The organism is Vibrio sp. TRT 21S02, assembly GCF_050113675.1.
In the GTDB taxonomy this organism is placed as follows: domain Bacteria; phylum Pseudomonadota; class Gammaproteobacteria; order Enterobacterales; family Vibrionaceae; genus Vibrio.
On sequence record NZ_JBNJOI010000025.1, the window covers coordinates 13,543 to 28,983 of the forward strand.

14 protein-coding genes are annotated in these 15,441 nt (G+C 46.4%); 9 read left to right on the top strand and 5 right to left on the bottom strand.

The genetic code is table 11. The annotated features are described in order from the left end of the window. Positions 1-35 precede the first annotated feature (35 nt). From ACQEXU_RS20225 to ggt, 3 genes are all read left to right on the top strand, one after another. Positions 36-830 (top strand): AraC family ligand binding domain-containing protein, encoded by a 795-nt coding sequence (locus ACQEXU_RS20225; protein WP_427012099.1) that lies wholly within the window; start codon positions 36-38, stop codon positions 828-830. A 127-nt stretch (positions 831-957) separates the two neighbouring features. After that, the gene (locus ACQEXU_RS20230; RefSeq protein WP_427012082.1) at positions 958-1,626 is read left to right on the top strand and encodes a LysE family translocator; all 669 of its coding nucleotides are present in this window, start codon (positions 958-960) and stop codon (positions 1,624-1,626) included. 121 nt (positions 1,627-1,747) lie between these two features. Then, the gene (gene ggt / locus ACQEXU_RS20235) at positions 1,748-3,496 is read left to right on the top strand and encodes a gamma-glutamyltransferase (protein WP_427012083.1); all 1,749 of its coding nucleotides are present in this window, start codon (positions 1,748-1,750) and stop codon (positions 3,494-3,496) included. Between the two features lie 67 nt (positions 3,497-3,563). Here the strand turns inward: ggt and ACQEXU_RS20240 are convergent, their stop codons facing one another. The 3 genes from ACQEXU_RS20240 to uvrD all read right to left on the bottom strand — a co-directional run bounded on the left by ACQEXU_RS20240 (position 3,564) and on the right by uvrD (position 7,794). Continuing rightward, positions 3,564-4,283: a WecB/TagA/CpsF family glycosyltransferase gene (locus tag ACQEXU_RS20240; protein WP_427012084.1), complete on the bottom strand. Its 720-nt coding sequence runs from the start codon at positions 4,281-4,283 to the stop codon at positions 3,564-3,566. A 770-nt stretch (positions 4,284-5,053) separates the two neighbouring features. Next, entirely contained in the window at positions 5,054-5,548 is a 495-nt protein-coding gene (locus tag ACQEXU_RS20245) for a prepilin-type N-terminal cleavage/methylation domain-containing protein (RefSeq protein WP_427012085.1), read from the bottom strand. A gap of 71 nt (positions 5,549-5,619) precedes the next feature. Beyond that, complete coding sequence (gene uvrD / locus ACQEXU_RS20250) at positions 5,620-7,794, bottom strand: DNA helicase II (protein WP_367987598.1); 2,175 nt, start codon at positions 7,792-7,794, stop codon at positions 5,620-5,622. Positions 7,795-8,051: 257 nt separating this feature from the next. Here uvrD and ACQEXU_RS20255 point away from each other — a divergent pair, with 257 nt between their 5' ends. The 4 genes from ACQEXU_RS20255 to ACQEXU_RS20270 all read left to right on the top strand — a co-directional run bounded on the left by ACQEXU_RS20255 (position 8,052) and on the right by ACQEXU_RS20270 (position 10,476). Further along, the gene (locus tag ACQEXU_RS20255) at positions 8,052-8,312 is read left to right on the top strand and encodes a BufA1 family periplasmic bufferin-type metallophore (RefSeq protein WP_367987599.1); all 261 of its coding nucleotides are present in this window, start codon (positions 8,052-8,054) and stop codon (positions 8,310-8,312) included. 79 nt (positions 8,313-8,391) lie between these two features. Beyond that, complete coding sequence (locus tag ACQEXU_RS20260; RefSeq protein WP_427012086.1) at positions 8,392-9,249, top strand: DUF692 domain-containing protein; 858 nt, start codon at positions 8,392-8,394, stop codon at positions 9,247-9,249. Further along, a complete protein-coding gene (locus ACQEXU_RS20265) occupies positions 9,246-10,007 on the top strand; it encodes a DNA-binding domain-containing protein (protein ID WP_427012087.1) in 762 nt (253 codons plus the stop codon). Before ACQEXU_RS20260 ends, ACQEXU_RS20265 begins: the two co-directional genes overlap by 4 nt. Before the next feature lie 13 nt (positions 10,008-10,020). Then, the gene (locus tag ACQEXU_RS20270; protein WP_367987603.1) at positions 10,021-10,476 is read left to right on the top strand and encodes a DoxX family protein; all 456 of its coding nucleotides are present in this window, start codon (positions 10,021-10,023) and stop codon (positions 10,474-10,476) included. Between the two features lie 41 nt (positions 10,477-10,517). On the opposite strand, the gene ACQEXU_RS20275 is transcribed toward ACQEXU_RS20270, so the two are convergent. Continuing rightward, complete coding sequence (locus ACQEXU_RS20275; protein WP_367987604.1) at positions 10,518-10,745, bottom strand: hypothetical protein; 228 nt, start codon at positions 10,743-10,745, stop codon at positions 10,518-10,520. A gap of 104 nt (positions 10,746-10,849) precedes the next feature. Further along, positions 10,850-12,892 (bottom strand): oligopeptidase A, encoded by a 2,043-nt coding sequence (gene prlC, locus ACQEXU_RS20280; protein ID WP_427012088.1) that lies wholly within the window; start codon positions 12,890-12,892, stop codon positions 10,850-10,852. 163 nt (positions 12,893-13,055) lie between these two features. Here prlC and ACQEXU_RS20285 point away from each other — a divergent pair, with 163 nt between their 5' ends. Then, positions 13,056-13,895, top strand: a complete 840-nt coding sequence (locus ACQEXU_RS20285; RefSeq protein ID WP_427012089.1) for a 23S rRNA (adenine(2030)-N(6))-methyltransferase RlmJ — start codon at positions 13,056-13,058, stop codon at positions 13,893-13,895. Between the two features lie 140 nt (positions 13,896-14,035). Next, positions 14,036-15,391, top strand: coding sequence for a glutathione-disulfide reductase (gene gorA / locus ACQEXU_RS20290; protein ID WP_427012090.1), 1,356 nt, complete (start codon positions 14,036-14,038; stop codon positions 15,389-15,391). Positions 15,392-15,441 lie beyond the last annotated feature (50 nt).

Below are 15,441 nucleotides of genomic sequence, written 5' to 3' on the forward strand. Positions count from 1 at the left end.
GCTTGGTGAAAAATTCACCAAGCTTTTTTTGTGTCATGGATAAGGTCAGCTATCACAATACTCATAGCCCATCGATAAGTCTGATAGAAGCAAGCTATCAGCGCTTCGCTTTTTCACGTCACTATCATCTCGATCTTCATATTGGCCTTATCACGCATGGGCAACAAAAGTTTCACTACCAAGGTAGCTCACATCAGGTCAATCAGGGCCAACTGGTTATTATGCAGCCCGATGAATTGCATGATGGTCAATCTATCCTTGATTCTGGTTATCAAACCAAAATATTTTCGATCGACCCACTCTGGTTTAGCGATCTGGCAGATCCTAAGCAAAGCGGTCAAATTATCAGCTTTAATCAATTGATCATCTCGGATCCAGATATCTTTTCACACTTGTGCAACTTTCATCGACTATTGAATGAACAATCCATCAGTCAACTGGCTAAAGATTGTCTTCCTTTTGAAGGTCTTACCTTGTTACTCGAACGCTTTGGATCATTTGATCCTCGCCCATCACGACCTCTTGGTAAAAAGTCGATTTCTCTGCTAAAAGAGTATTTGCTAGCCAACTTAGATCAGGCTATCCGGCTGGAACAACTGGCTCAATTATGTCAATTAAGCCCAACTCAATTCCAGCGTCATTTTAAAGCCCAAATGGGCATGACTCCTTACGCGTGGCTTAGCCGGCTTCGCTTAGAACAAGCAATGAAGTTACTCAAAGCGGGAATCTCTGGAACAGAGGTTGCACACCAAGTTGGCTACTACGACCAAGCGCATTTCAGCAAAGCCTTTAAGCTCTCGTTTGGGATTTCCCCTTCCCAGGTTAATTAAAGTCTATTGACCTCTCGAGCTGTTTTTTTGCAGCGAAAAATCAACAGACCTTAGTGTCGATTATTTACAAGTCCCCTATCGCTGCTTGCGGCATGATGCTTATCATTGATCATCAACGGAGTCTTTCATGAACGAGCTCACCATCCTTGCCACCTTAAGTACTGTCCATATTGTTGCCTTAATGAGCCCAGGGCCAGATGTCGCTTTAGTGGTTCAAAATGCCTCTCGATATGGTCGCCAGACTGGGTTATACATCGCGTTGGGGTTATCTTGTGGCATCTTGATTCATTCACTCTTGAGCCTAACAGGCGTCAGTTATTTGGTGCATCAACAACCAACGTTATTTGCCCTATTGCAAGTGATTGGTGGCAGTTACTTGCTCTATTTAGGTATCACAGCGCTACGCAGCGCACTTCACAACCGCGCGATTGGCTCAGAGAACAAAGAGCAACCTGCCCATTTGTTGTTAAGCAATAAACGACAAGCCTTCACTAAAGGGTTTGCCACCAATATTCTTAACCCCAAAGCACTCGTCTTTTTCGTCAGTTTGATGTCGAGCCTGATCCCAGCAGGCATGTCACTTGAAGGCAAAGCCAGCGCGTTAGCTTTATTGTTTAGCTTATCTTTAGGCTGGTTTTCTTTTTTAGCTTGGGTTTTATCGACCCACAAGCTACAACAAAAATTACAAGCCGTCACAACCTACACTGACACCGTATGTGGTTTTGTTTTCACCTTGATTGGTAGCGGAATATTATGGCAATCAATAATCCCACTGATTGACCAGTCTAAATTTTGATTCAATATTACAATTTCATAACAAACAGCTAGCTATTCAATTCGACCACTGCCAATCTGAGTTGAGTTCAATAGTGCTCTGTTGAACCCAATCAGATCTGCATATAACAAGGAGAAAAACCATGCAGTGGAAAAACACCCTCTTATCGACGTCTCTACTATTTGCTTCCACCACCCTCTGGGCTAACCAAGCCGCGGATTCCGTTGCTCCCGAACAAAGCAGCGGCACACAAGAAAAGCCATTAGTTACAGCAAAAAACTGGATGGTGACCGCAGCCAACCCAATTGCGACTCAAGCTGGCGCAGACATCTTAAAACAAGGTGGCAATGCCATTGATGCAATGGTGACAGTTCAGCTCATGCTTGGGTTGGTTGAACCTCAATCATCCGGGATCGGTGGTGGTGCCTTCTTAGTCTACTGGGATGCGAAAAAACAAGCTCTCACCACTTATGATGGCAGAGAAACCGCGCCGTTAAAGGCCACACCAACACTATTTCAAGATGAAAAAGGACAACCGTTGGCGTTTTACGATGCTGTCGTTGGTGGGCGTTCTGTAGGTACCCCCGGCACCGTTAAGCTGATGTGGGACACCCATCAAAAATACGGCAAGCTACCGTGGAAGCAGCTCATTGAGCCTGTCATTCAACTGGCACAACACGGTTTTGAGATCAGCCCTCGTTTAGCCACATTGATCGCCAATGACGCCGAGCGCCTAAGCCGCTTCCCAACCACTAAAGCGTATTTCTTCAACCTTGATGGTTCACCAAAGACAGCGGGAACGGTACTGAAAAACCCCCACTATGCTGACACGCTGACCGCCATCGCAAAGCAAGGGGCGGCTGCGTTTTATCAAGGCCCAATTGCGGCTGATATTATCGATACGGTGAAACATGCCGCAGGGAACCCGGGAGTACTGGAACTCAGGGATCTTTCAACGTATCAGGTAAAACAACGCGATGCCGTTTGTTCACCCTACCAGAGCTACGAGATATGTGGCATGGGCCCTCCGAGCTCCGGCGCATTAACTGTCGGGCAGATCCTAACCATGACAGAGCAGTTTGATCTTAAAAAATGGGGAGCTGACAGTGCCACATCATGGCAAGTGATTGCAGATGCTTCTCGCTTAGCCTTTGCTGACCGCGGCATGTACATGGCTGATGAAGATTTTGTGCCAATGCCAACACAAGGCTTACTCGACCAAGCTTACCTCAAAGAGCGAGCCAAACTGATCACCACAGGTAAAGCACTGGAAACCGTTTCGGCGGGAACACCACCTTGGTCCTATGCACAAATACAGAGCCAAGATGAATCCATCGAGCTGCCTTCGACAAGCCACTTTAATGTGGTGGACAAAGAAGGCAATGTGGTCTCGATTACCACTACCATCGAAAATGCATTTGGTTCACGCTTAATGGTTCGGGGCTTTTTGCTTAATAACGAACTGACCGATTTCTCATTCCGCACCCATAAAGAAGGTCATCCAATTGCCAACCGCCTTGAACCGGGTAAACGTCCTCGCTCATCAATGGCGCCAACCATTATCATGCAAAATGAAAAACCTTATATGGCTATTGGCTCCCCTGGCGGCAGTCGCATCATAGGGTATGTCGCACAAGCTATCATTGCGCACACCCAGTGGGACATGAATATCCAACAAGCGATCAATCAACCGCATTTGCTCAATCGATTCGGCGAACTGGATATCGAGCAAGGAACTTCTGCAGAGAAATTCGCACCAAAGCTAGAAAGTATGGGCTTTAAGGTCAATGTTCGCGACTTGAACTCAGGGTTGCATGTGATTCGTATGACTGAGTCAGGCTTAGAAGGTGCCGCGGATCCGCGCAGAGAAGGTTCCGCCATCGGAGAGTAAAAAGAAACGCCCCTTGCTTGAAGCAAGCAAGGGGCAAAATGTAGTGCCATTTATACAAGTAAGGTGGTTACTTGCCTTGGACTAAGGAGTGATAAAAGAAGACCGGAATACCAATCACATAGCGTCTAAACAAACGTTTAGGCTCAAGCGCCAAACGGTATAACCACTCCAAACCAAACTTTTGGAAGATTTCTGGAGCACGAGAGAACCGTTTCGCCTGAAAATCAATAACGGCACCACCGCAAAAAATAAGTGCCGGCGAATCAGCCGTTATCTTTAATAGCTCCGCCACTCGTTCCTGCTTTGGCATCCCCATCGCCAATACGATCACTTTTAAAACGTCATGCTCAACATGCTGAGCATAATGTTCAGCGTAATCGGATTCTTGCTGGAAACCATCCAAACTCAAAAATTCACGTTGTTCAAATAGCGACGTCGCGCCTTTTTCTAACCATGGCTCTTGTGTGCCATAGGCAAAAAATTGGAAAGGCCTTTCCGAACGAATCAACTTGGAAATCACAAAAGGGATAAAATCAGCACCATTCATATTTGCTTTTGGATCCACCTTACGGCAGCGACACGCAATTTCGATTCCTTTCCCATCCCTTAGCAGATAATCCAACTGTTCAAAGTCATGTTTAATCCGAGTGTTTTTTACGATCAGGTTATATCCATGCTGATTCAAAAAGCCTACTGACACCGCTTGAGTCGTATTAAGGAGCTCTTCAGTAAATGCCTCTCTTTTACCTTCATCAATCAATGTCTGTTTATCTAAAATGCTTGCCATAACAGTAAACCGAGCAGAACACATTTTGGCATTGTATGGCGGCCTAACCCTGACCTCTACAGCTTGATGTCACCTTGTAGGACATCACTGACCAAGTTTCCAGTTCAATATTGAGAATGGCATACGAAAAATAGCAGATCGACCAATTGCCTTGTGCGAGATCTCTCACAACAAGGTGAGCAAAAGTCTCTTTGTTCTATAGGCAAACAGCAACAAAAACGCTTAACTTATTAATTTTAAACAAGATTAATAAATATATAACTCTGCTAAATTAGAGAAATCGTTTGCACATCATTGCTGAAAATTCGGGAAACCGTATTATGGATGGTGTCGGAAGGATGCTGACACGGAACAGGAAATTACCACGGATTAGGTAATCTTCAGGAAGAAGATACGGTTGTTCAGGATGAATAATCGGCATGGAAAGCAAATAGGACATTGAACGGACGCAATAGTGACTAGGATGGTTGCTACTAGGGAAGACAATGGACACCTCAGGATGAGGCAAGGACTGAACATCAGGATGATGTAAGGGACACCGCTCACGGAACAAGTGATGTGCGCTAACGAGGATTGTTAGCAGACCAGGATAAGGTCATGGACACCGCTAGGAAGGCGACGCAAGGACTACGCTGAAGGATACAGCAACTATCATGGATTAGATGCATGGAGCACTTTTAGTAGCCGGATTGCTGCGAGTAAGACTATAACCCCGACGGGCGCAAGCCCTCGGGGTTTTTCTTTATCTTAAAATCACATGACAATAAGCTTTAGCAATCCTCATCAACCACGTTCGTGGTGATCGAAGCATTAGCATCTGAAACGCTTGGATAGAAAATCTCCACCATACAACGAATGTTATCCGCGGGTGGGCGATTCAAATATGAAATAAGGAAGTAAGCCGTACTAAATGCCTCACCCGGGGATTTGGTGATGGTTAGCGATGGATCCAGCCCTGACAATTCTTCCGCGGGTATCACATACTTGATGTGACCAAAATAACCAGCTACATCAGCGCTGCCATTGTTGTCGAGATCGATATTAAACGTGCTGGCATCGACTTCAGTTTGCCCTTGTAGGACTGCCTTAGTGTACACCAAAGAATCGACAGCGAGAAAAGCAGATTTAGCACCGAGCAGCGCTGCTACTCGGGCGTCTTTCTGTAAATTGAGAAATCTAGGGGCGACTGTAATCGCAAGAATGCCGATGATCACAATCACAACCACCAGCTCAATCAATGAAAATCCTCGTTGCTCTTTCCGCATTTAGCACCCATTCAATGCCTTCCCTTATACCAGTATAGAAAAAGCATTACGGTAGCGGCTTATCACTTCCCTTAAAGTTTCTCTAGCTTAGCGTAAGCCGTTACTAACCATTTAATGCCTTCACCATTAAACGCAACTTGCACCCGACTTTGCGGGCCACTGCCTTCAAAATTAATAATGGTGCCTTCACCAAATTTAGGGTGCATCACCCGTGACCCTAAATTAAAGCCAGTTTCATTAAAACTCTCTTTCACAACTGTTTGACTAAAACGACCTGAGCTAGCTGGGCGGCTCACTTGCGCCTTCATGCGCACTTCGTCCAAACAACTTTCAGGTAGTTCACGAATAAAGCGCGAAGGCTTGTGGTATTTGTCCTGTCCATAGAGGCGGCGCATCTCTGCATAAGTGATGTACAACTTTTCCATTGCACGCGTCATTCCCACATAACAAAGGCGACGCTCTTCTTCCAAACGGCCCGCCTCTTCTGCCGACATCTGGCTCGGGAACATCCCCTCTTCCACACCGACCATAAATACCAATGGGAACTCCAGACCTTTCGCACTGTGCAATGTCATCAACTGAACTGCATCTTCAAATTCATCGGCCTGACCTTCACCTGCCTCAAGTGCCGCATGAGTTAGAAACGCGGTCAGCAACGTCATTTCTTCCGCTTCTTCCGGTTTTTCAAATTGGCGCGTTGCAGTAACAAGCTCTTCCAAGTTCTCAATACGCGCTTTGGATTTTTCACCTTTTTCTTGCTCGTACATTGCGTACAAACCCGAATATTTGATCACATGATCGGTTTGGTGGTGAAGCGGTTGTTCGATGGTGTCATCTTCGAGCGCAATAATAAGTTCAATAAATCGACTAAGTGCACCTGCCGCGCGACCAGCAAGCACTTTCTCTTCAAGCAATGCGATGGAAGCTTCCCACATGGTGCAGCCACGATCGCGCGCAGCAAAACGAATGGTTTCTAAGGTTTTATCACCCAGTCCACGAGTGGGAGTATTCACTACACGTTCAAAGGCCGCATCATCATTGCGGTTAGCGATCAAACGCAAATAGCTCAGCGCGTCTTTGATCTCCTGACGTTCGAAGAAGCGCATGCCACCATAAATCCGGTATGGCAGACCGGCTTGGATCAAGGCTTCTTCCAAAACACGTGATTGGGCGTTGTTGCGATACAACATCGCGCTATCAACGAGCGCACCACCTTTATCTTGCCACTCTTTAATTTTATTCACCGCAAAACGGGCTTCATCCAATTCGTTATACGCCGAATAAACCGAGATCAGCTCCCCTTCTGCGCCATCCGTCCACAGCTCTTTACCCATGCGTTCAGTGTTGTTGGCGATCAGCGTATTCGACGCTTCTAGAATCGTTTTGGTTGAACGGTAGTTTTGCTCCAAGCGAATCGTACTGACGCTTGGGAACTCAAGAGTAAATTTCTCAATGTTTTCAACTTTCGCTCCACGCCAACCATATATTGATTGATCATCATCCCCAACAATCATTACATGACATTCAGGACCAGCCATCATCCGCAACCAAGCGTATTGAATGTTGTTGGTATCTTGAAATTCATCGACCAGAATATGCTTGAAACGCGCTTGATAATGTTCACGGACAAACTTGTTATCACGCAATAGCTCATGCGCACGCAGTAAGATCTCAGCAAAGTCGACCAACCCAGCACGATCACACGCCTCTTGATAAGCGGTATAAAGTTGAAGGTAGGTTTTGGTCACAGGATCGTGATAGGCATCGATGTGCTGCGGACGCAGGCCTTCATCTTTTTTGCCGTTAATCCACCAAGCAACCTGACGTGCTGGCCACTGTTTGTCATCCAGATTTTGCGCTTTGATCAGTCGCTTCAATAGACGCTGTTGATCATCACTGTCGATAATTTGGAAATCTTCCGGCAGCTTCGCATCAAGATAATGAGCCCGTAGAATTCGATGACAAATGCCATGAAAGGTACCATTCCACATCCCTGAGGCACTGCCCATCATCAGTTCTTCAATTCGACCACGCATTTCTGCCGCAGCTTTATTGGTAAAGGTGACCGACATAATGGAAAACGGTGACGCTTGTTCAACCGACATCAACCAAGCAATACGATGGACCAGTACTCGCGTTTTACCACTACCAGCTCCAGCCAACACCAACATATTTTCTAACGGTGCGGCCACGGCTTCGCGCTGTTTGTCGTTAAGGCCGTCGAGTAATAAAGAGGGATCCATCATGAGCTCTGCTACTGGTTATTTATACATGAAGAGCGATTATAACCTAAACACTCAACCAATTTCAGAGCAAAATCGATAAATTTTTTGTTCTTTTTTTATCCATAAAATCAAAATGTTAAATAACTGGTCGTTATATAAAAATTAAAATCTATGATTTTTTTGAAAGTTTTTTCACCACTTTTCTATCCTTTAATTTAGGCAAGCCAATGAAATGGTTTGCGATTTCAAAGTAAAGGAAAAAGTCTGAGGATATAACTATGAAGAAATCAAATCTTGCTGTAACTGCTGCTGTAACAGGTTTACTTGCGCTAGGTGGCACCATGCTTACTGCAGCACCAGCGGTGGCTGCTGAAAAAGAGAAATGCTACGGCGTGTCTAAAGCAGGCAAAAATGACTGTGCAACCAAAACCAGCTCATGTGCTGGTACAGCAAAAGAAGACAACCAAAAAGATGCATTCGTAGTCGTTCCAAAAGGACTATGTGGCAAGCTAACAGGTGGCAGCACGCAATCGTCTTAAGCTCCACGCTTAGTGAAGTGCGTGGCGCTCAACCAGCGCACTTCACTCTTTCCGTTTTTTATCGTTTCAGGGTGGCATCGTGAATACAGAAAATTATCATAACAAAATAGGTGTCGGTCTACGTTCACCACATATTGCCTTCTTTACCCAACAACAACCCAATTTAAGCTGGTTGGAAATCCATAGCGAAAACTACTTCCAACCTAAATCAGCCGCTAGGCAGAGCCTGCTCAAATTGACTGAACATTACCAAATCAGCTGTCATGGTATTGGTTTATCACTTGGCAGTGTTGAACGAGTGAACCCAAAACACTTAGCGCAGCTCAAAGCCCTAGTTGATGAAACCAATCCATTTCTCGTCTCTGACCACTTAAGTTGGAGTGAAAATGGCGGACATTATTTCAATGACTTATTACCTCTGCCCTACACAGAAGAAGCCTTAGCGGTATTTTGTCGTAATGTGATGGAAGTTCAGGAGTATTTGGGGCGACAAATGTTGATTGAGAACCCCTCCAGTTACCTTAAATTTCATCACTCAACCATCAATGAATGGGAATTTTTGACTGAAGTTCAGAAGCGAACCGATTGTCGTCTACTGCTTGATCTGAATAACGTATACGTTTCCGCGTTCAATCATGGTTTTGACTGCCAAACTTATCTAGATGCCCTACCCGCACATGCTGTTGACGAAATTCATTTGGCGGGTTTTACCGTAAAAAAACTCGACAAAGGGGAAATCTGGATTGATACCCACAGTTGCCCAGTGTGCGATGAAGTTTGGCAGCTGTTCGAGCAATGGACGGAAAAACACGGTGTTCCTCACACCTTGATCGAATGGGATTTAGACATTCCCGAACCACAAGTGCTACTTGGCGAAGCGCGCAAAGCCAGTGACCGTATGTTCAATGCAGAAACTAGGCAAAGGAGAGCATCATGAACTTCTCTCTGACCACACTGCAAAACCAGTTTGCCAAAGCACTGCATTATCAAGCAACAGGCGAAGAGTGCAATATCGCCAGCGATAACTTCACCGCAGATGAGCGAATGCAGATCTATCGCAATAACTTTGTCATGAGTTTAACGGAAGTACTGCAAGCCACGTACCCTATGGTAGTAGCATTGGTGGGTGAAGAGTGCTTTAACGGACTCGCACGCCAACATGTGCTTACCCATCCATTAGAAAGTGGTGACGTCACCCATTATGGCGAACACTTTTCCGACACCATCACCCTGTTTCCAGTGGTTTTGGAGGCTGCGCCCTATTTACCTGAAGTCGCACGTTTCGAATGGAGCTTGGATTTATCTCAGCAGCTGCATGGCAGCGTCCATTTAACGCAAACCATTTTGCCAATCAGCAAACTGGCTGACGTACCGGCAGAGCAGCATGATCATATTCAGCTGCATTTAACCCCCTCGGTGATGACGTTTGCCTCGCACTATGGCGTATTTTCACTGCAGCGAGCCATTCATGCTCAACAGTTAGATGGGTTAGAGATCAATCAGGCAGAGGCTGGGGTGATTGCTTGCCAAATAGATGGAACCCCGTGGAGCCAACCACTGGACGAAGGTGCTTATCAGCTACTTTCCCACCTTCAAGCCGGGCAACATTTAAGTGAAATTCCCACCCCTTTGCTGGCGCATTTAAATCAAATTATGGGGCTTAGTCTCATCGCAGGCTTTTCGCTCACTCAATAAAAAGGATAATGGAATGACGACTCCAGTGAACAACCTACTTGCCACTTATGACAGCTGGATAGAAAAAGCTCAAATGGGTTTTGTACCACTGTTGCTGCTTTTTTGTCGCGTCTGGGTAGCCTATGTCTTTTTTAACTCAGGCCTAGTTAAGATTGCCTCTTGGGACAGTACCTTGTATCTGTTTGAACTAGAATACCAAGTTCCGTTACTGCCATGGGAATTGGCTGCCTATTTAGGCACTGCGGCTGAGTTGGTGTTACCGGTATTTTTAGCACTTGGTTTGCTCACAAGGCCAATGGCAGCGGCACTGTTTGTGTTTAATATCATTGCCGTGGTTTCTTACCCAGTATTGTGGGAGAAAGGCTTCTATGACCACCAGCTGTGGGGATTAATGATCCTGATCGTAGTCGTGTGGGGAGCAGGACCACTTTCTATCGACAAACTAATTCGCAATAAACTAGCAAAATAACAGCAATATACCCAAGTGACATGATGTGACTTGGGTATATTTTAATTGCCTTCACCACCTTCACTCAAATCATCTTTGACTGAGTTAACCGCATCACGTGATGCATGACCAATCGCTTTAGTGGTATCACGAGTAGCATGACCAATTGCCGTGGTTGCATCGCGCGTCGCGTGGCCGATACTCTTGCCCGCATCTTTCAGCTCCGCGCAACCAGACACGCCAAGCAACATTAATGACGCAAGCGCCAACCCTTTCATTATTTTCAACATACGACCTCCTTGAATGCATTGACCGCATAATAACACTGAACACAATAAACCCACCAATGACGGTGGGTTTATTCAGCAAAAATTAACCTGAATTCACAGCAACTTTACACGGCAATCCCTGCATGACGTAGCAGTGCATCGATTTGAGGCTCACGACCACGGAAGCGCTTGAAGAGCTCCATTGGTTCTTCACTACCACCCATTTCAAGAATGTTATTGAGGAAGCTTTGCCCTGTTTCGGTATTGAAAATCCCCTCTTCCTCAAAACGTGAGAATGCATCAGAAGAAAGCACTTCAGCCCATAAGTAGCTGTAATAGCCCGCGCTGTATCCACCCGCAAAAATATGGCTAAAGCTGTGAGAGAAGCGATTCCACTCAAGGCTTGGCAGCACCGCGACTTTCGCTTTAACTTCAGCAAGAGTTTCCAGCACTCGTGGGCCAACTTCTGGGTCATATTCAGTGTGCAGAGTAAAATCAAACAAACCGAATTCTAGTTGGCGCAGAATAAACATCGCTGACTGGAAGTTCTTAGCCGCTAGCATTTTTTCTAGCATCGCCTTAGGCAATGGCTCACCCGTTTCGTAGTGACCAGAGATAAACGCCAGCGCGTCTTCTTCCCAGCACCAGTTTTCTAGGAACTGACTTGGTAGCTCAACCGCATCCCACGGCACACCATTAATGCCCGATACTGAACCGGTTTCCACTTGCGTCAGCATGTGATGAATGCCATGGCCAAACTCATGGAATAGTGTCACCACTTCATCATGAGTAAACAGCGCCGGCTTATCACCCACAGGACGGTTAAAGTTACAGGTTAGGTAAGCCACTGGTGTTTGCAGTTCACCTTGGGCATTGATGCGGCGTACACGACACTCGTCCATCCATGCCCCACCTCGTTTGTGTTCACGAGCGTATAAGTCGAGGTAGAAACTGCCGCGCAACGTACCTTGGCTATCGAAAATATCAAAAAAGCGCACTGACTCATGCCAGCTATCGACACCATGACGCTCTTCAACGCTCATACCAAATACGCGCTTGAGCACCTCAAACAGGCCATTAATCGCTTTTTGTTCAGGGAAATACGGGCGCAGCTCTTCATCTGAAATCTGGAACAAGTGCTGTTTTTGTTTCTCACTGTAGTAAGCGATATCCCATAGGTTTAGCGTCTCAACACCAAATTCGGCTTTGGCGTATTGGCGTAGCTCTTCCACTTCGCGTTCGCCCTGCCCTTTGGCTTTACTTGCCAAATCGTTGAGGAAGTTCAGCACTTGGCTTGGGTTTTCAGCCATTTTGGTTGCCAGAGACTTTTCGCTGAAGCTGTTAAAACCAAGCATACGTGCAATTTCATGACGCAGTTTCAACTGCTCACTGATGATTTCGCTGTTGTCCCATTTGCCTGCATTTGGACCTCGATCAGATGCACGAGTCACATACGCTTCGTAAAGCTCTTTACGCAGCTCTTGATTATCACAGTAGGTCATCACTGGCAGGTAGGATGGAATATCAAGTGTGAGCAGGTAGCCATCCAGCTCTTTCGCTTCAGCCGCCGCTTTCGCTGCTGCTAATGCGGAGTCCGGCATACCTGCCAGCTGGGTTTCATCCGTCACGTGCTTGGTCCAGCCCATCGTGGCATCCAGCACATTGTTTGAGAACTTTGAGCCAAGTTCAGACATCCGCTTGCTGATCTCACCATAACGGTGCTGCTCATCAGCAGGCAAGCCAATGCCAGATAATTCGAAATCACGCAGTGAATCGGTGATGGTTTTCTTCTGTGCTTGTGTCAATGTTGCAAAGGCATCACTGGCTTTGATGGCTTTATACGCTTCAAATAACCCCTTGTGTTGACCAACCCAAGTACCGTATTCAGACAGCAGTGGCAAACAGCTTTCGTACGCTTCACGCAGTTCATCGCTGTTGACCACCGAGTTCATATGGCTCACTGGTGACCATAAACGGCTAAGGCGGTCATCCACCTCTTCAATCGGAGCAATCACATTGTCCCAACTTGGTGTGGTATTACCATCAAGCACTTGTTCAATTTGAGTTCGGCAGTCAGCAATTGCCTGTTCAACCGCTGGCTTAACATGTTCCGGTTTGATCTGAGAAAAAGGAGGTAAGTCAGTGAAGGCTAAAAGTGGATTTGGCATAAAAGCATTCCTTTTGTAGGCAAAAGCGAACTGACGAGTTCGTCTATTGATTGTATTTCGCGTCTTAAATAGTAAATATAGGTAGGTTCAGCAATTTTCAATAGTGGCGTATACTATCAACCATTATTGATCATGCTCACGCAGCCATTTCGAGAGAATTATTTTGTTAAGTTATCGCCACAGTTTTCACGCAGGCAACCACGCAGATGTGGTCAAGCACATTGTACAAAGCCTGATCCTGAATGCGCTAAAGCAAAAAGACAAACCCTTTGTGTACCACGACACCCACTCCGGTGTTGGGCGTTATGACTTAACCCATGAATGGTCAGAAAAAACCGGTGAATACAAACAAGGTATCGCACGAGTCTGGGAGCAAGCTAACATTCCAGAAGACATTCAAAGCTACCTTGATGCCGTTAAAACACTGAACAACGGTGATAAGCTACGTTATTATCCGGGTTCTCCTCGTGTGGCACGTGCGCACATTCGTCCTCAAGACCGTATGGTACTCACTGAACTGCACCCAGCGGACCACCCACTACTAGAGCAAGAATTCCACCGTGATCGCCAAGTGAGCATCTACAAGGAAGATGGCTTTAAGCGCCTGAAAGGCAGCCTGCCACCACAAGAGCGTCGTGGATTAGTATTGATTGACCCACCGTATGAACTGGCAAAAGAGTATCGTGATGTCGTGCAAGCGATTTACCAAAGCCACAAACGATGGGCGACCGGCATTTACGCAATTTGGTACCCAGTGGTGAACCGCTGTGATATTGAAGACATGATTGAAGGCTTAGCTGGCTTAGGTATTCGCAAAATTTTACAGATTGAACTTGGTGTTTCTCCCGATACCAATGAGCGCGGCATGACCGCCTCAGGCATGATCGTGATTAACCCACCGTGGAAACTGGAAAACCAGATGCAAACCATTCTGCCATTCTTGAAAGAAGCAATTGCACCGGCAACGGGTCACTGGAAAGTTGACTGGATTGTACCGGAATAAACCTAGAATTTAATCGAGGTGGATTGAGTTCAACCAATCCAACCTCATATAGAAAGTATTAGCTTAGACTTAAACGCAGGGAGCCAGAGGCAGTACCCATTTACACATAAGCCTCACCCTAACAATAATTGGAGAAAGTAATGGCGACTCATTTTGACTATATCTGTATCGGTGGCGGCAGTGGCGGCATCGCATCGGCAAACCGCGCGGCGATGTACGGCGCAAAAGTAGCGCTGATCGAAGCACAAGACCTTGGCGGTACCTGCGTAAACGTCGGTTGCGTGCCTAAAAAAGTCATGTGGCACGGCGCTCAAATTGCAGAAGCCATGCACCTTTACGCCGAAGACTACGGCTTTGACGTTGATGTAAAAGGCTTTGATTGGAGCAAGCTGGTGGAAAGTCGCCAAGCCTACATCGGCCGTATTCACCAATCTTACGATCGCGTACTTGGCAACAATAAAGTTAACGTTATCAAAGGCTTTGCAAAGTTTGTGGATGAGAAAACGGTTGAAGTTAACGGTGAGCACTACACCGCAGACCATATCTTAATTGCCGTTGGTGGCCGTCCTACCATTCCAAACATCCCGGGTGCGGAATACGGCATCGATTCAAATGGCTTCTTCGAGATTGCTGAGCAACCAAAACGCGTTGCTGTGATCGGTGCTGGCTACATTGCGGTTGAAATTGCTGGCGTTTTAAATGCATTAGGCACGGAAACACACCTGTTCTGTCGTAAAGAATCTCCGCTACGTAGCTTTGACCCAATGATCATCGAAACGTTGGTCGAAGTGATGGAAGCCGAAGGCCCTACGCTACACACCCACTCAGTGCCAAAAGAAGTGGTGAAGGAAGCCGACGGCAGCCTAACGCTACACCTTGAAAACGGTAACACACAAAATGTGGATCAGCTGATCTGGGCGATTGGCCGCCACCCTGCAACTGACGCAATCAACCTTGCATCTACAGGTGTTGAAACCAACGACCGTGGCTACATCAAGGTAGACGAATTCCAAGCAACGAACGTTCCTGGTATCTACTGTGTCGGCGACATCATGGAAGGTGGCATTGAACTAACACCTGTTGCGGTTAAAGCGGGTCGTCAATTATCTGAGCGTCTGTTCAACAACAAACCAAACGCGAAGATGGACTACGATTTGGTACCAACGGTCGTATTCAGCCACCCACCAATTGGCACTATCGGTCTTACAACGCAAGAAGCGGAAGAGAAGTACGGCAAAGACAACATCAAAGTCTACACTTCTGGCTTCACTGCGATGTACACAGCGGTTACTAAACATCGCCAGCCATGTAAGATGAAACTGATCTGTGCAGGTGAAGAAGAAACCGTTGTTGGCCTACACGGCATCGGCTTTACGGTTGATGAAATGATCCAAGGCTTTGGTGTTGCGATGAAGATGGGTGCAACCAAAGCAGACTTCGACTCAGTGGTTGCTATTCACCCAACGGGCTCAGAAGAGTTCGTGACAATGCGTTAATTGCTAAATGCAGAGTAACTAAAAAGGCCGCGAATGCGGCCTTTTTTGTC